Annotated in this window: 16 protein-coding genes; 11 read left to right on the top strand and 5 right to left on the bottom strand. The window is 29.4% G+C overall.

Going from position 1 to position 16,042, the window contains the following annotated elements; translation table 11 throughout:
- A partial coding sequence (locus tag ACHZC3_RS02140; RefSeq protein WP_394758231.1) for a DNA polymerase III subunit delta occupies window positions 1-266 on the bottom strand: 266 nt, incomplete at its 3' end.
- A gap of 54 nt (window positions 267-320) precedes the next feature.
- Between ACHZC3_RS02140 and ACHZC3_RS02135 the strand changes: the two genes are divergently transcribed.
- The 5 genes from ACHZC3_RS02135 (at window position 321) to ACHZC3_RS02115 (ending at window position 4,819) form a co-directional block, all read left to right on the top strand.
- Window positions 321-773 (top strand): type I restriction enzyme HsdR N-terminal domain-containing protein, encoded by a 453-nt coding sequence (locus tag ACHZC3_RS02135; RefSeq protein WP_394758230.1) that lies wholly within the window; start codon window positions 321-323, stop codon window positions 771-773.
- Window positions 774-1,766: a glycosyltransferase family 2 protein gene (locus tag ACHZC3_RS02130; protein ID WP_394758229.1), complete on the top strand. Its 993-nt coding sequence runs from the start codon at window positions 774-776 to the stop codon at window positions 1,764-1,766.
- A 21-nt stretch (window positions 1,767-1,787) separates the two neighbouring features.
- Window positions 1,788-2,645, top strand: a complete 858-nt coding sequence (locus ACHZC3_RS02125) for a flagellar motor protein MotB (protein WP_394758228.1) — start codon at window positions 1,788-1,790, stop codon at window positions 2,643-2,645.
- A gap of 220 nt (window positions 2,646-2,865) precedes the next feature.
- A complete protein-coding gene (locus tag ACHZC3_RS02120; protein ID WP_394758227.1) occupies window positions 2,866-4,296 on the top strand; it encodes a hypothetical protein in 1,431 nt (476 codons plus the stop codon).
- Window positions 4,297-4,555: 259 nt separating this feature from the next.
- Window positions 4,556-4,819, top strand: coding sequence for a hypothetical protein (locus tag ACHZC3_RS02115; protein ID WP_394758226.1), 264 nt, complete (start codon window positions 4,556-4,558; stop codon window positions 4,817-4,819).
- A gap of 169 nt (window positions 4,820-4,988) precedes the next feature.
- Here the strand turns inward: ACHZC3_RS02115 and ACHZC3_RS02110 are convergent, their stop codons facing one another.
- The 3 genes from ACHZC3_RS02110 to rho all read right to left on the bottom strand — a co-directional run bounded on the left by ACHZC3_RS02110 (window position 4,989) and on the right by rho (window position 9,885).
- Entirely contained in the window at window positions 4,989-5,609 is a 621-nt protein-coding gene (locus ACHZC3_RS02110) for an L-threonylcarbamoyladenylate synthase (protein ID WP_394758225.1), read from the bottom strand.
- A gap of 50 nt (window positions 5,610-5,659) precedes the next feature.
- Window positions 5,660-7,993: an ATP-dependent helicase gene (locus tag ACHZC3_RS02105; protein WP_394758224.1), complete on the bottom strand. Its 2,334-nt coding sequence runs from the start codon at window positions 7,991-7,993 to the stop codon at window positions 5,660-5,662.
- 155 nt (window positions 7,994-8,148) lie between these two features.
- On the bottom strand, window positions 8,149-9,885 hold the full coding sequence (rho, locus tag ACHZC3_RS02100) for a transcription termination factor Rho (RefSeq protein WP_394758223.1): 1,737 nt from the start codon (window positions 9,883-9,885) through the stop codon (window positions 8,149-8,151).
- Between the two features lie 181 nt (window positions 9,886-10,066).
- Between rho and ACHZC3_RS02095 the strand changes: the two genes are divergently transcribed.
- The 4 genes from ACHZC3_RS02095 (at window position 10,067) to ACHZC3_RS02080 (ending at window position 13,414) form a co-directional block, all read left to right on the top strand.
- A complete protein-coding gene (locus tag ACHZC3_RS02095) occupies window positions 10,067-10,477 on the top strand; it encodes a DUF4293 family protein (protein ID WP_394758222.1) in 411 nt (136 codons plus the stop codon).
- Window positions 10,478-10,670: 193 nt separating this feature from the next.
- Window positions 10,671-11,342 carry a response regulator gene (locus tag ACHZC3_RS02090; protein WP_394758221.1) on the top strand — a complete coding sequence of 224 codons (672 nt, stop codon included), beginning with the start codon at window positions 10,671-10,673 and terminating at the stop codon, window positions 11,340-11,342.
- 19 nt (window positions 11,343-11,361) lie between these two features.
- Window positions 11,362-11,646, top strand: a complete 285-nt coding sequence (locus ACHZC3_RS02085; protein ID WP_394758220.1) for a hypothetical protein — start codon at window positions 11,362-11,364, stop codon at window positions 11,644-11,646.
- Window positions 11,636-13,414, top strand: a complete 1,779-nt coding sequence (locus tag ACHZC3_RS02080; RefSeq protein ID WP_394758219.1) for an ATP-binding protein — start codon at window positions 11,636-11,638, stop codon at window positions 13,412-13,414. The genes ACHZC3_RS02085 and ACHZC3_RS02080 overlap by 11 nt, the downstream gene beginning before the upstream one ends.
- 1 nt (window position 13,415) lies before the next feature.
- Here the strand turns inward: ACHZC3_RS02080 and ACHZC3_RS02075 are convergent, their stop codons facing one another.
- Entirely contained in the window at window positions 13,416-13,910 is a 495-nt protein-coding gene (locus ACHZC3_RS02075; RefSeq protein WP_394758218.1) for a metallophosphoesterase family protein, read from the bottom strand.
- Window positions 13,911-13,995: 85 nt separating this feature from the next.
- Here ACHZC3_RS02075 and ACHZC3_RS02070 point away from each other — a divergent pair, with 85 nt between their 5' ends.
- The gene (locus ACHZC3_RS02070) at window positions 13,996-15,123 is read left to right on the top strand and encodes a cysteine desulfurase family protein (protein ID WP_394758217.1); all 1,128 of its coding nucleotides are present in this window, start codon (window positions 13,996-13,998) and stop codon (window positions 15,121-15,123) included.
- Between the two features lie 4 nt (window positions 15,124-15,127).
- Complete coding sequence (locus tag ACHZC3_RS02065) at window positions 15,128-16,003, top strand: glycerophosphodiester phosphodiesterase family protein (protein WP_394758216.1); 876 nt, start codon at window positions 15,128-15,130, stop codon at window positions 16,001-16,003.
- The last annotated feature ends 39 nt before the right edge of the window (window positions 16,004-16,042 follow it).

Raw genomic sequence — 16,042 nt, 5'->3', positions numbered from 1 at the left:
ATTAAATCCTGAGCTTCTTTTACAATTACTACCTGACGATCCGCCATCATAGGATAACGTTTTGCATTCGAAACCACGTCTTCAATCGTAACATCTCGACCGTATAAAACGGTTTGGTTAAAATCTCTTTCGTGTTCTTGCAATATATTATGCTCTATATATTCCGATAATTTATCAATATAATAAGGTTCTTCACCCATTAAAAAATAGATTGGTTTTTTATTTCCAGCTTTTATATCGCTAATTATTTTTACTACTTCGTCCACAAAATGTTGATTTGGTTATTTGGTAATTCGTTTATTTGATAATAGATTTGTAAAATGCAAAAATTGAATTTTCCATCTTATACATTTCGGTTCAAAAATAGTGAAAATAAAGTTTCAATTTTTGATGAAATTCGTAAAAAATTTGTGATTCTCACTCCTGAAGAATGGGTGCGTCAAAATGTAGTTCGGTTTTTATTAGAAGAAAAAAAATATCCAAAATCGTATATTAATGTCGAAAAAGTTATTAAAATAAATAGTCTAACTAAACGATATGATATTGTTGTATTTCAGCCTAATGGAAAATTATTTCTACTCGTTGAATGTAAAGCTCCAGAAGTTGCAATTTCACAAAATACTTTCGATCAAATTGCAAGATACAACATGGTCTTAGAATCCGAATATTTAATGGTTACTAACGGTCTAAATCATTACTTTTGTCAAATGGATTTTGAAAATGAAAAATATCAATTTCAAAATGAATTGCCTAATTTTAAAAGTAAACTATAATTGAAAAAAATAGCTGTTGTAATATTAAACTGGAATGGACAAAAATTGTTGGAAAAGTTTTTGCCTTCGATTGTAGAATATTCCCCTGAAGCTACTATTTATATAGCAGACAATGCATCTAGTGATTATTCAATTTCGTTTGTAAAATCTAATTACCCAACGATAAAAATCATTCAGAACAAAGGAAATTTTGGCTATGCAAAAGGATATAACGAAGCTTTACTAGAAGTTGAAGAAGAAATTTATGCATTAGTAAATTCTGATATTGAAGTGACTGAGAACTGGTTGCAACCTATTATAACTCTATTTGAAAATGAACCTAAGACAAGTATAATTCAATCCAAAATTCTTGACTTTAAAAACAAAGAATATTTTGAATACGCTGGTGCTGGTGGAGGATTTATAGACAAGTATGGTTTCCCTTTTTGTCGTGGACGAATTTTTGATACTATCGAAAAAGATAACGGACAATATAATGATACAACCGAAATATTTTGGGCTTCGGGTGCTTGTTTTTTTATCAGAAAAGAAGTTTTTCGAGAATTAAATGGTTTCGATTCCGATTTTTTTGCACACCAAGAAGAAATCGATTTATGTTGGAGAGCATTTAATAAAGGATATGTTGCGAAATACTGCGGACAATCGACTGTTTATCATGTTGGTGGGGCTACTTTAAGTACAGAAAACCCTAAAAAAACTTTTTTGAATTTCAGAAATTCATTGTGGATGATGCTTAAAAATCTTCCAACAAACCAATTGTTTCCTACATTATTTATCAGATTAAGTTTTGACGGAATTGCAGCAATTCGTTTTTTAACACAAGGGAAATTAAAACATTTTTTTGTTGTGCTAGAAGCACATTTTTATTTTTATTCTTGCCTCTTTAAATTTTTAAGGAAACGCGACACAAATCAATTTGAAAAATATTATAAAATAAAATCTATTGTTTTTCGTTATTTCGTTAAGAACGGCAAGTTTTTTAAACAGTTTTAATAAACAAATAATAAATTAATTATGAAAAAAAATTTTATATCATTATCAATTATTTCATTACTAACAACATCTTGTGTTTCGAAGAAACAATTTTTAGAATCTGAAGCAAGAAACAAAGAAGTACAAGATTTATTAAATTCTGCAACTTTTAAGTTGAATACCTGTCTTGAAGAAAAATCAGGGATAAATGCTTCATACCTTAGTTTAAAGGATCAGAATGACAATTTAAAAAAGAACAATTCTGATTTGATTAATAACATTGGGAATATGACAACTCTCTCTACTAAAGGTGCTCAAAACATTGAAAAAGCTTTAGAAACAATCAAAGAGAAAGATTTAAAAATTAGCAGAATGCAAGACGCTCTGACTAAAAAAGATTCTGTTACATTAGCATTGGTAACTAGTCTAAAAAGTTCTGTTGGAATTTCTGATCCAGATATTGAGATAAATGTTGAAAAAGGAGTCGTATTTATTTCGATTGCCGATAAATTAATGTTTAAAAGTGGTAGTTATATAGTAAGTGATAGAGCTAAGGAAATTTTGGGTAAAGTAGCAAAAGTTGTTAATGACAAACCTACTTTTGAATGTATGGTTGAAGGGCATACAGACAACGTTCCTTTTTCTGGAAATTCTGTATTAATAGACAATTGGGATTTGAGTGTAAAGCGATCTACTGCAATTATTCGCGTATTAATTAAGGATCATAATGTAAATCCGAAACAATTAATTGCCGCTGGTAGAGGAGAATTTATTCCACTTGTAGAAAACAATTCAATTGAAAATAAATCAACTAACAGAAGAACTCGTATTGTTGTACTTCCTAAAATAGATGAATTTTATGATATGATTGAAAAAGAAATGAAAAAAACTTCTAAGTAAATAATAGAAATTATTTAACATTTTTCTAAAAAGCTTTTTTTCTAGAAACTAGTTACGAAGATTCATAAAACATTTAGCTAAAATAACTGGATAGACAATAGCTCGTTTTCCCATTCAAAAAAAACTAGAAATGAAGAAGAACGACTGAATATATTCTTAAAATACATGAGTAAACTCAATAAAAAAAATGCATTTCTTAATAAAACAACAATCTTAATAAATGAAAAAAATAATCGTACTGTTCTTTATCTTAAATAGCTTTAGTAATAATTCTCAAACAATTAACCCAATTTGGGGTGAATTACCAGAAAAACGTAAAGAAATTAATTTGTTAGGAAAAATCGATAATAATTATTACTTAACTTATGTAAATAAAAACAACAGATTAATTTTAAGAAAGTATACTCTTGATTTGTCTTCATTTACAGATTTAGAATTAAATTATACTTTTAAGAATAAAGAAAATTTTTATCAAAAATCTTTAATTATAAACAATAAAGTAACCTACTTTATAGCAGAAGCTAATACAGAAAAGAAATCTATAGAATTGTTTGCTTTTGTACAAAACAATCCTGATAGTGCAGAACTTTCAAAATATTCACTAGCCGAAAATCCTTTATGGAAAGGCGCAAAATTTTGGGCACTAAAACTAGACTTTTTTGCTAATTTTGACATAGAATTGTCTGATGATAAAACCAAAATATATGCTCAAGTTTCAGATTATTCCACTGAAATTTTGTTTCCAATTGGTACTAAAGAAATAAACGTATATGATTGTTCAGACTTATCAAAAAAAATTCATACTTATAACTATTTTCCAGATAGAAGCTATTTAACAAAGAATAGATTTCAACTTTTAAACAATGGACACCTTATACTTAGCGATTATTATAGATCAACGTCAAAAGATTCTAAAAAATTATCATCTAAGCATTTTTTAATAAAAAAGTTCGGAACTGATTCTATTCCAAAAAAGTCTATAGAATTATTTTCCGAAGAAGATAATTACGCATCTTTATACGAAAAAGAAATAGACAATGAACTATATACGTTTGGATTCAAGAGCAACTCACAACTATCTACTAGTAGTTTTTACATTAATAAACATAATCTAGATGATTTAAAAATAAAAGATTCGATTAAAATTGATGTCAAAGAATTTTATAAAGATACTAAAAACAATTTGAGCTATCACATACATTCAATGTATAAAAAAAGTAATAATAAATTAATAATTGTTGCCCAGCAGTTTAATTTTATTAGATCTGGATATATCAATGTTGCTAGTATATTTGATTACCAAAATTTTGTGATTTTTACTTATGACTTAAATACAAATAAGTTAGAATTAAAAAAAGTAATTTCTTTCAACTATAAAATTGAATTAATAGCAAGGGATGATTTTTATATGTTTAGTCGATTAAAAACTTATTTTAATGATGAAAATTTATTATTAATCTACCGGGATCGTGAGTCAGATACAATTCAAATCATAAAGATGGACAATCAAGAAAATGTTCAAAATAATATTTTAATTAATGAAGGAAAAGACCACAGATATATTTTTTACGACTACTACACTAAATTAGTTGATAATAAGTTACTAATAATAGATACAAAAAATGACAAAATAGGTTTATTTAACTTATAATCCATTTTAACTCTTTACACTCACTTTGACAAGAATTTGCTTAAGGACGAGAATGAATTTAGAATGCTTATTGAGATGTTTTATAAGTGGATATGAAATTTTAAAATTTTAAATTACTTAAAGCGCTTTTGATCAGGTATTTAAAAAAGGTTATATTGTAAAATATTGTGGACAATCGATCATTTATCACGTAGGTGGAGTCGCTTTGAATACCGAAAATCCTAAAAAAAAATTTCTAAATTTCAGGAATTCTTTGTGGATGTTGACTAAAAACCTTCCAACAAATAAATTAATTCCTATTCTTTTTATAAGAATGAGCTTAGACGGAATTGCAGCAATTCGTTTTTTAATACAAGGAAAGTTTACGCATTTTTGGGTTGTTTTAAAAGCTCATGTTTATTTTTATTATTTTCTATTTAAGTTTTTAGGAAAACGTGATATTATACAATCTGATATGTATTATAAATTAAAATCTATTGTTTTGGAGTATTTTATCAGAAAAAATAAATATTACAAAAATTAAAAAGCAGGTCGTAAGACCTGCCTTAATGTATCCCTAATTATTTTTTAATAACCAATTAAATATGTATTAAGAATAGCATATGGTATATACGATAAACAAAAGTAGGTTTCTTAATTAGACAAGCTAAGTTATAATTATTTATTCAATAAACAATAATTTTAATAAAATCTTACAATATATCTAAACTTCCTTTTCCTTCACGAATCACTTCAGGTTCATGACCTGATAAATCGATAATGGTTGATCCTATATTGTCACCATATCCGCCATCGATAACTACATCGACAAGGTTTTGCCATTTCTCGAAAATAAGTTCGGGATCTGTAGTATATTCTATTACATCATCATCATCGTGAATCGAAGTAGAAACGATAGGATTTCCTAACATTTTTACTATTTCTAAAGCAATAGTATTGTCAGGAACACGAATTCCTACTGTGGTTTTCTTCTTGAATTCCTTGGGTAAATTATTATTTCCTGGCAGAATAAAAGTATATGGTCCTGGTAAAGCTCGTTTCAGAATTTTAAAAGTAGAAGTATCTATTTGCTTCACATAATCGGAAATATTGCTCAAATCATGGCAAACAAAAGAAAAATTGGCTTTTTCGAGCTTAATCCCTTTTATTTTTGCGATTCGCTCTAAGGCTTTAGTGTTGGTAATATCGCAACCCAAACCATACACGGTATCGGTTGGATAAATGATGAGTCCGCCATTTTTTAGCACATCCACTACTTTTTTGATGGCTGCTTCGTTGGGATTGTCTGGATATATTTTGATGAATTGACTCATATTCATTTATTTTTTAATTTATAATTCGTTAAAAAACTAAAGTGCAAATTTTACCCAATCACATCTAACTTTGCAAATCGTAACAACAACTTTTTAATTCCGCCCACTTCAAATTTAATCTCCGCTTTTTTATCGGCACCAGCACCTTCCAAATTTAAGATTTCTCCTTTTCCGAAGCGTTCGTGCATCACTATATTTCCTGCAACCAATTTGTTGTCAAATAAATTAGCATTATTAGAACCTGAATTACTAGAAACAGGTTTTAGTTTGCGAATATTGATATCCGATTTAGGTTCATTATCTGTAATATATTTTGGTGGCGTTCCTGTTATAGGTTTTGCTAATCTTAGTTTCGATTTATCTACATCACCAAAAATATCATGGTCAATTTGTGGTTTGTACCTGTAATTTGTTTCAGGTGGTGTGAGATATTCTAAATATTCGCCATCTATTTCTTCTATAAATCGTGATGGTTCACTATCAGTCAGTTTTCCCCAACGATATCGCGATTGCGCATAGGTTAAATACGCCTGATGTTCGGCACGAGTTAACGCTACATAAAACAATCGGCGCTCTTCTTCGAGTTCGCTTCTGGTACTCATACTCATGGCACTTGGAAACAAATCTTCTTCCATTCCTACTACAAAAACCGTTGGAAATTCTAACCCTTTTGCTAAGTGAATCGTCATAAGTGCTACTCGATCTTCATCGGAAGTATCTTTGTCTAAATCGGTTGCCAGCGCCACATCTTCTAAAAATTCAGATAAGGCACCACGAGCGCCATCTACTTCTACTTGACCATCGGTAAAATCTTTGATACCGTTTAGTAATTCTTCGATATTTTCAATACGAGCTATACCTTCTGGCGTTCCGTCTTTTTTGAGTTCCTGAATATATCCAGTTTTTTTGGCTACATGATCTGCAAGGTAAAAAGCATCTTGCGTTTCATTGATAGCCTGAAAACTTTTAATCATAGTCACAAAATCTTGCAACTTTGTTTTGGTTCCTGAATTTAATTTTAAATCGATTTTATCAATGACTTCCATCACTTCAAAAATGGAACGCTTGTAATGATTGGCTGCAATTGTTAACTTTTCGACAGTTGTATCTCCAATTCCACGAGCTGGATAATTAATAACACGAATAAGTGCTTCTTCGTCTTTTGGATTAATAACCAAACGCAAATAACAGAGTACATCTTTTATTTCTTTCCTTTGATAGAAGGACAATCCACCATAAATTCGATACGGAATATCACGTTTTCTCAAAGCATCTTCCATAGCACGCGATTGCGCGTTGGTGCGATACAAAATAGCAAACTGACCGTTTGTCATTTGATTCGTCATCTTTTGAGTCCAGATTTCTCCTGCTACAAAACGACCTTCATCATTGTCAGTTACGCTTCGGTTTACTTTTATTTTTTGACCAAAATCATTGGCTGTCCAAACGACTTTGTCGAGTTTGGTTTTATTTTTATCGATAACAGAATTCGCCGCTTCAACTATGTTTTTTGATGAACGGTAATTTTGCTCCAATCGAAACATTTTGACATTTTCGTAATCTTTCTGAAAATTTAAAATATTATTAATGTTCGCTCCACGAAAACCATAAATACTTTGCGCATCGTCTCCAACAACACAAATATTTTGGAATCTGTCTGATAATGCCCGAACAATAAGATACTGCGAATGGTTTGTATCTTGGTACTCATCGACTAAAATATATCTGAAACGATCCTGATACTTCATGAGAACTTCAGGAAAACGAGTCAGTAATTCATTGGTTTTTAATAATAAATCATCAAAATCCATCGCACCAGCTTTAAAACATCTTTCGACATAATTCTGATAAATTTCACCCAAACGAGGTTTTTTTGCCATCGCATCGGATTCTTGCAATTCTGGATTATTGAAGTAGGCTTTTACCGTAATTAAACTGTTTTTATAAGATGATATTTTACTAAAAACCTGTTTTGGTTTGTAAATATCTTTGTCTAATTGCATTTCTTTGATAATCGCACCAATTAATCTTACCGAATCTTGGGCATCATAAATCGTGAAATTAGATGGATAACCTAATTTATCTGCTTCCGAACGAAGAATTCTGGCAAAAACGGAGTGGAAGGTTCCCATCCAAAGGTTTTTGGCTTCGGCATTTCCTACAATATCGGCAATACGTTTTTTCATTTCACGTGCTGCTTTATTTGTAAATGTGAGTGCTAGAATATTAAACGCATCAACACCTTGACTCATCAAATTGGCTATTCTAACTGTAAGTACACGTGTTTTTCCTGAGCCTGCTCCAGCAATAACAATCATTGGTCCATCTTTTTGCAAGACAGGTGCTTGTTGCGCTTCGTTAAGTTGGCTGATGTATTTTTGCATATTTTTTATTCAAAGTCCAAAAATACGTTTAGAAAAGTAGTATTACAATTATTTTCTAATTTTTTGACATAAAGTTTGCTAAAAATTTAAAGCTCACCAAGAATTTTGAATTCATTAGTGAGCCTTTTTTCATTATTATGTAATACTATTAATTTCTAATCATTCATAGAGATTAAAAATTCTTCGTTATTTCTTGTTTTCTTGAATCGGTCGTTTATAAATTCCATTGCTTCTACAGGATTCATATCAGCAAGGTATTTACGCATAATCCACATTCGTTGAATGGTTTTTTCATCTAATAATAAATCATCACGACGTGTACTTGATGATGTTAAATCGATTGCTGGGAAAATACGACGATTAGCAATCTTACGATCTAATTGCAATTCCATATTACCAGTTCCTTTAAATTCTTCGAAAATCACTTCGTCCATTTTTGATCCAGTTTCTGTAAGTGCAGTAGCAATAATACTTAACGAACCACCATTTTCTACATTACGAGCTGCTCCAAAGAAACGTTTTGGTTTTTGTAAAGCATTGGCATCTACACCACCACTTAATACTTTTCCAGAAGCTGGTTGCACTGTATTGTAAGCTCTTGCCAAACGTGTAATAGAATCTAATAAGATGACAACATCATGACCACATTCGACCAATCGTTTTGCTTTTTCAAGGACAATATTAGCAATTTTTACGTGCTCCTGTGGCTCTCTATCAAATGTAGAAGCAACTACTTCTCCACGAACACTACGTTGCATATCTGTTACTTCTTCAGGTCGCTCATCTATTAATAAAACTATTAAATATACTTCTGGATGATTTGCTGCAATTGCATTTGCAATATCCTTTAGCAACATGGTTTTACCGGTTTTAGGTTGTGCTACAATCATACCACGTTGACCTTTTCCTATTGGGGAAAATAAATCGATAATACGAGTAGATATTGAGCTTCCTTTTTCGGCTAAACGAAATTTTTCTGTTGGAAAAACAGGTGTCAAATGTTCAAACGAAACTCTATCACGAACCACTTGTGGGTCATGTCCGTTAATTTTTAAAACCTTTACCAGAGGAAAAAATTTCTCTCCTTCTTTTGGTGGGCGAACTACACCTTTTACAGTATCTCCCGTTTTTAGACCGAATAATCTAATTTGTGAGGTTGATAAATAAATATCATCTGGAGAAGCTAAATAATTATAATCTGAAGAGCGAAGGAAACCATAACCATCTGGCATCATTTCTAGAACACCTTCACTTTCTATAATTCCTTCGAACTCATAGTCTGATTCTCTGAAATTATTATTTTTTTTATGCTTTGCGTTTGGATTGTTATTTTGTTGATTTGGGTTTACTGACTTTACCGGTTGCTCCCCTTCTACTTTAACTTCAATTTTTACTTCTGTTTGCGTTGTCTGTTCGCTATCGCTCGAGTCTTCAGCAGTTACAGTAGTGATAATTGGTTTTACATTTTTTTTATTTCTATGAGAATTATCAACTTTTGTAACGTTATTCTCGTCTTTTGTAAAACGAATAACTTTTGGTGGGCGTTGTTGCGTTTTATTTGGAGCTTCAACTATATCTTCTTTTTTCTCAATAATTTTAGGTTCTTCAAAAGTAATTTCTTGTTGGGGAATTACTGGTGCTGCTTTTATTTTACTAATAATTGGTTTAATCACTTTAGAATCAATTATTCTTGCTCTTTTTGTTTTTTCTTCTAAAACTGGAACAATCTCTTCTTTCGGACTAATTTTTTCAGGATTTGCTGCTTGATAATCAAGAATTTGATATACCAATTCTTCTTTTTTTAGTGTTTTGAACTTAGCAATTTTAGCAATTTTAGCAATTTCTTGTAGCTCTGTGAGCTTCATTTCTTTTAAGACAGAAATATCAAACATAAAATGATGTGTGAATTAATTATTTGGGTAAAAAATGTAATACGTGATTTTTTTGAATCTTATTTTCCGAAGTATGAAGTTCTTACGGATTGTTACTGCAATATTACATATTTTATTTGAGTAAACAATAGTTTTTTATAAAAAGAAAATATATTTTTGTCATTATAATTTAATTGTTAGAATGATTCAGAGAATACAAAGTATATTTTTGCTACTTGCCTTCATAATAACTGGAGCACTTCCCTTTGTTTTTCATTTATGGAAATTAGATAACGGAGAAACTGTATATTTTATGACTAGCATAGTATATACCATATTATTTGGATTAAGTTCTACTCTATCATTACTGAGTTTACTTTCATTTAAAAAAAGACAACAACAATTTGTTATGAACAGATTGAATATAATATTGAACTTAATTTTACTAGGATTATTTGTGTATCGTACACTAACAGTATCTGGAGAAACTATTGTTTCGGAGAAGGGTATTGGGATGTTTATTCCTATTGTTGCTATCTTTTTATTGGTTTTGGCCAATAGAGCCATCAAGAAGGACGAGGATCTCGTAAAATCTGTGGATCGATTGAGGTAAACCTTTCATCTTAGTTTATTAGTGCGAGAAAAATCCGTTTCAAGAAATTGAGACGGATTTTTTGTTATGCTGATTTTTAGCAACATAGAAAAATAATACATTTTTATCTAACTAAATTCAGTTAGATAAAAATCATTAATTATGGGTATTTTATGTAAATTTATAATCTTATATATTTGAAAACAGAATAATCATGATGGAAAACAAAATAAAAATACATTTAGCAGATGATCATCAAGTTCTTATTGATGGTATACTTGCTGTGCTAAAAACCAATTCCGATTTTGAAGTCGTAGGATTTTCGCTAAACGGAGAAGGATTACTAGATAGAGTAATTAGAAATAAAGCTGATGTCTTAGTTATGGATATTAATATGCCAGAAAAAGATGGTATACAAGTATTAAGAGAAATGAATGAGGCTGGATTTCCTTGTAAAGTAATAATCTTATCAAGTTATGATGATGCCAAACTAATAAAAGAAGTTATAAAATTAGGAGCAAGTGGTTATTTGACTAAGCAATGTGCAGGAGAAAATATAGTAGATGCCATAAACACTGTTGCTTACGGTAATCAATATTTTTCGGATGTTATAAAAGATAAAATTTTTAATCTTTATACTGGAAATAGCAACCAACAAAATCAAGTTTTGAATACTGAAGATCTCATATCAAGTATTACAGGTAGAGAATTAGAGATATTAAATTTTATTTGCCACGAAAAAAGTGGCAGAGATATTGGCGAAATGCTAAACATAAGCGTAAATACAGTCGAAACACATCGAAAAAACTTAATGAAAAAACTAAATGTAAAAAGCTCTATCGGATTAGTAGTTTTTGCAACAAAACATAACTTAATAGAAAATTAACCAATAAAAACCAAACACTATGACCTACGACATGCTAGGATTATTCACTTTTGATGAAGTAAATGCTAATGATTTTGATATTACTTTTCAAATTCCTGATAATTGTAATTACGATTTTACAGAATCTAACGGTATTTATACAATTGCCATTAAGTTAAATCCTGGAGAAACCCAGCCTTCAACAACCTTTATACCTTTTAAAGAGACAGCTGCAATTTTAAACAAATCACTTATAACTAATTTTGAACAACATCAAAAATCTGGGGTTATAATTAAGAAACCTGTTGTTAACATTGGGTTTTAAATCACTCATAAATAAAACATTAGTACCATTATTTATAATTACTAATCAGTTCTGTTTTGGTTTTCAAACTACGAAAACCAAAACAGATTCTGTATCTTATTATTTAGAAAAAACCAATGCAATAAAAGCATTGAACTATACTCGAAAAAAATCAGATTACTATTTAGAAAATAAAAAATATTCTGCCTATTGTGATATTATGATTCAAAAATCGGAATTATATAGACAATTTAATGATGTTGAAAACGCATTAAAAGTTCTATATGAAGCAAGAAATATTGCTGAGTCAAATAACTTATTAGATAAACAAGTACTAATTTATAGAGCAATTGGTAATCTTAACGGTGTCATTTTTGAATATACCAAAGCCAAAAAATATTTAAATAAAGCGAATAAAATAGCGCTAAAATTAAACAACAAAACCTTGTTAAGTAAAGTAAATCAAGGACTTTTTAAAATTCACTCTGAAACTGAATCAGATAGTGCTAAATATTATTTATATAAAGTTGCTTTCTATACTAGGAATACTAAAGACTTACTCGAAAAACAAAATAATCAAAATAATTTTTACAGCTATTATCTTTCAAAAAGAGATTATAAAAATGCTAAAAAACATCTTGACAGTTCGTACGAGATTGCTTTGAAAATAAATAATAAAGCCAATATATCATCAGCCAAAAATAATCTGGGTATTTATTACATGACAGTTAATGAAGACTATAAAAAAGGTGAACTAGAATTCCTTGACATTATAAATATGTTTCCAAATAATGAAAACCCAATTGCAATATCTCAAGCTTATTTGAATATATCTTATGCATATGAAAAAATGGGGGATTATAAAAAAGCTTACGATTACAATAATAAATATTTAGAATTCTCTGATGAAATTTTAAAAGGGAAATTAAATAGTGTTAATCAAGAACTAGAAACAAAATATGCTATAAATAAAGTTGAACATGAATTTAAAGAAAAAGAAAAACACATAAATAATAAGCAAGACAAAAATCAAAAATTATTGTTATTATTTGCCTCTTTATTTATTCTGGCTGGTTTTATCTTTTATTTTTATTATCAAAATTTATTACTAAAGCAAAAAAACAAATTAAAGGATATAGATAATAAGCTGCAATACAAAATTATTAGTGCTACCCTTGATGGTCAAGATGAGGAAAGAAATAAAATATCGGCTGTTTTACATGATCATGTGAGCGCAGTTCTATCATCGGTAGGATTACATTTATCGGCTTTTGAAAATAGCCTAACGAAAGAACAAGTTACAGATTTAAAAAAAACACGAGCTTTATTAAAAGACGCTCATGACAGAGTCAGAGATTTGTCACACGAACTTGTCCCTCCTCTACTGGTGAAATTTGGTTTACAATTTGCACTAAAAGATCTTTGTGAGAACAACACAAACACACTTTTAAATTTCAAATTTATTTCAAAATTAGATAAAGAGAGAAGATATCATGCTGAGTTTGAAACAAAAATATTTTTTATAGTTTCTGAGCTTTTAAACAATGTGATGAAGCATAGTAAAGCCTCAAAATCTAAATTAACTCTCGAAGAATTTGACAATAATTTACATATAATAATTGAAGATAATGGTATTGGTTTTAATACTAAAAATACTAGTCGTAAAACAAATAATGGATTTGGAATTACTCAAATTCGTGCAAGAATAAAAAACATGCAAGGAGATATGAAAATAAAATCTAGAATTAATAAAGGGACTACGATAATTATTAATGTGAATACATACTAGACTACTTATTCCCTAATTCTATAATTTCTAAATCTTTTATTTGATCCCCATCAATTACAAATCGAAGCATTGTCCTTATGGTATGAAAACCACTTTTACCACAAGCCCCAGGATTCATATGTAATAAGTTTAGTTTTTTATCAAATTGTACTTTTAGTATATGAGAATGTCCGCAGATAAATAATTTAGGAGGATTATTTTGTAACTCTTGTCTAATATTCAGATTATATTTCCCCGGATAACCGCCAATATGTGTTATCCAAACATCAACTCCTTCACATATAAAACGGTTGTGTAATGGAAATTCAATCCTTGCTTTGTCATCGTCAATATTTCCAAAGACAGCACGTAATGTTTTGTGTTTTTGTAAAACATCAGTTACATCAAGATTACCAATATCTCCTGCATGCCAAACTTCGTCAGACAAGTCAACATATTTTAAAATAGTATCATCCATATGACTATGAGTATCAGAAAGTAGAAGGATTTTTTTCAAAAGAAATATTTTAATAATTATATTAATCTTACCAGCATACAAATCTATATCAAAAAATATTTAAAATTTGTATATTTGTCGACGTATGAAAAAAGTATATTTAGATAACGCCGCAACAACTGCTTTGCACCCTGAAGTAGTTACAGAAATGACTAGAGTTCTAACTGAAGATTATGGAAATCCTTCTTCAACACACTTTTTAGGTCGAAATTCTAGAAATTTAATTGAACTTTCTAGAAAAAGTATTGCAAAAAGCTTGAACTGTTCTGCACAAGAAATAATATTTACTTCTTGTGGAACTGAAGCGAATAATTTTATAATTCAATCCAGTATTAGAGATTTGAAAATAAATAAAATTATTACCAGCAAAATAGAGCATCATGCCGTTCTACATACAGTTCAAATACTTCAAGAACAATACGGAATCGAAGTAGAATATGTAAATATATTGCCTTCGGGAGAAGTAGACATTATACATCTTACAGATTTGCTAGCAACTGCTGACAAAACACTAGTAAGTTTGATGCATATCAATAACGAAATAGGAACTGTTCTAAACATTGAAAGAGTTGCTAAAATTTGCAAACAACATCATGCCTATTTTCATACAGATACTGTGCAATCTATGGGAAAAGTTACTTTCGACTTGCAAGAAACTCCTATAGATTTTCTAGTTGCTAGTGCACACAAATTTCATGGTCCAAAAGGAATAGGATTTGCTTTTATAAGAAAAGGAATTGTCTTAAATCCTATTTTATTAGGAGGTGAACAAGAAAAAGGACTTCGAGCGGGAACCGAATGTGTTCATAATATTGTAGGACAAGCAAAAGCATTAGAAATTGCTTATAGTTCACTTATTGATGACGAAAAACACATTACGGATTTAAAAAATTACACCATTTTAGAATTAAATAAACATATTCCTGGAGTAAAATTTAATGGAAATACAGAACATACTTTTTATAATGTTTTAAATTTTATTTTACCCTTTTCTTCCGATAAAACTGCTATGATTTTGTTTAACCTAGATATGAAAGGTATTGCTGTTTCGAGAGGAAGCGCTTGTCAGTCAGGAAGTACCAAACCTTCTCATGTTTTGTCAGAGTTTTTGAGTGATGAAGATTTGGAAAAACCATCTTTAAGAGTTTCTTTTAGTCATTACAATACCAAAGAAGATATTGATTATTTGATTGAAAATTTGAAATTAGTTTAAAAAAATGAAAAAATTAGTAACTCTTTTTTTATTTTTTGCATTAAATTCTTTTTCACAAAATTTTGATATTCAAGGACATCGTGGTTGTCGTGGTCTGTTGCCAGAAAACTCTATAGAAGCTATGAAAAAAGCTATAGAAATTGGTGTTACAACTTTAGAACTCGATGTTGTTATATCTGCAGATAATCAGGTTTTGTTATCTCATGAACCTTTTTTATCACATGAAATATGCTTGGATACTAATGGAAATGAAATTACAGAAGCAAATGAGAAATCATATAATTTATATAAAATTAAATATAATGAGATTAAAAAATGTGATTGTGGATCAAAAATTCATCCTCGTTTTTTAACTCAAACAAAGATAAAAACTTACAAACCTCTTTTATCTGAAGTGATTGACAGTGTAGAAAACTACATCAAAAGAAAATATCCAAGTAAAACTATTTATTATAATATTGAAACAAAAAGTGCTAAAGAAGGTGACGGAATTTTTCATCCAAAACCAAAAGAGTTTGTCGATTTATTGTTGAAAGTCTTATATGATAGAAAAATTCTAAATCGAGTTTTTATTCAGTCCTTTGATGTTAGAACTTTACAGTATTTACATAAAATAAAAGCCAAAGTAAAAACTGTTTTATTAGTCGAGAACACACTTTCGGTTCAAGAAAATTTAAAATTATTAGGCTTTAAACCTAATGTATACAGTCCTGAATTTATTCTTTTAAAGAAAGAAAACGTTCAGTATTTACATAAAAAAAAGATAAAAGTAATTCCTTGGACAGTAAACCAAATTAGCGATATGAAACAACTCATAGATCTTAAAGTTGATGGTTTAATTTCTGATTATCCTGATAGGTATTTTGAATTGTTGAAGTAGTAAAATTTAAACACAAATTCCACTAATTTACACAAATAG

Origin of the sequence: Flavobacterium sp., assembly GCF_043720215.1 — a bacterium.
GTDB lineage: Bacteria > Bacteroidota > Bacteroidia > Flavobacteriales > Flavobacteriaceae > Flavobacterium.
The sequence above is the reverse complement of the archived record's forward strand: the minus strand, read 5'-3'. Positions and strand labels throughout refer to the sequence as shown.

Excerpts from the sequence above, each read along its gene's own strand:
- ACHZC3_RS02070 (WP_394758217.1), top strand. The coding sequence starts at position 13,996 with ATGAAAAAAGTATATTTAGATAACGCCGCAACAACTGCTTTGCACCCT.
- ACHZC3_RS02085 (WP_394758220.1), top strand. The coding sequence starts at position 11,362 with ATGACCTACGACATGCTAGGATTATTCACTTTTGATGAAGTAAATGCT.
- ACHZC3_RS02135 (WP_394758230.1), top strand. The coding sequence starts at position 321 with ATGCAAAAATTGAATTTTCCATCTTATACATTTCGGTTCAAAAATAGT.
- ACHZC3_RS02065 (WP_394758216.1), top strand. The coding sequence starts at position 15,128 with ATGAAAAAATTAGTAACTCTTTTTTTATTTTTTGCATTAAATTCTTTT.
- ACHZC3_RS02090 (WP_394758221.1), top strand. The coding sequence starts at position 10,671 with ATGATGGAAAACAAAATAAAAATACATTTAGCAGATGATCATCAAGTT.
- ACHZC3_RS02120 (WP_394758227.1), top strand. The coding sequence starts at position 2,866 with ATGAAAAAAATAATCGTACTGTTCTTTATCTTAAATAGCTTTAGTAAT.
- ACHZC3_RS02125 (WP_394758228.1), top strand. The coding sequence starts at position 1,788 with ATGAAAAAAAATTTTATATCATTATCAATTATTTCATTACTAACAACA.
- ACHZC3_RS02115 (WP_394758226.1), top strand. The coding sequence starts at position 4,556 with ATGTTGACTAAAAACCTTCCAACAAATAAATTAATTCCTATTCTTTTT.
- ACHZC3_RS02105 (WP_394758224.1), bottom strand. The coding sequence starts at position 7,993 with ATGCAAAAATACATCAGCCAACTTAACGAAGCGCAACAAGCACCTGTC.
- rho (WP_394758223.1), bottom strand. The coding sequence starts at position 9,885 with ATGTTTGATATTTCTGTCTTAAAAGAAATGAAGCTCACAGAGCTACAA.
- ACHZC3_RS02095 (WP_394758222.1), top strand. The coding sequence starts at position 10,067 with ATGATTCAGAGAATACAAAGTATATTTTTGCTACTTGCCTTCATAATA.
- ACHZC3_RS02110 (WP_394758225.1), bottom strand. The coding sequence starts at position 5,609 with ATGAGTCAATTCATCAAAATATATCCAGACAATCCCAACGAAGCAGCC.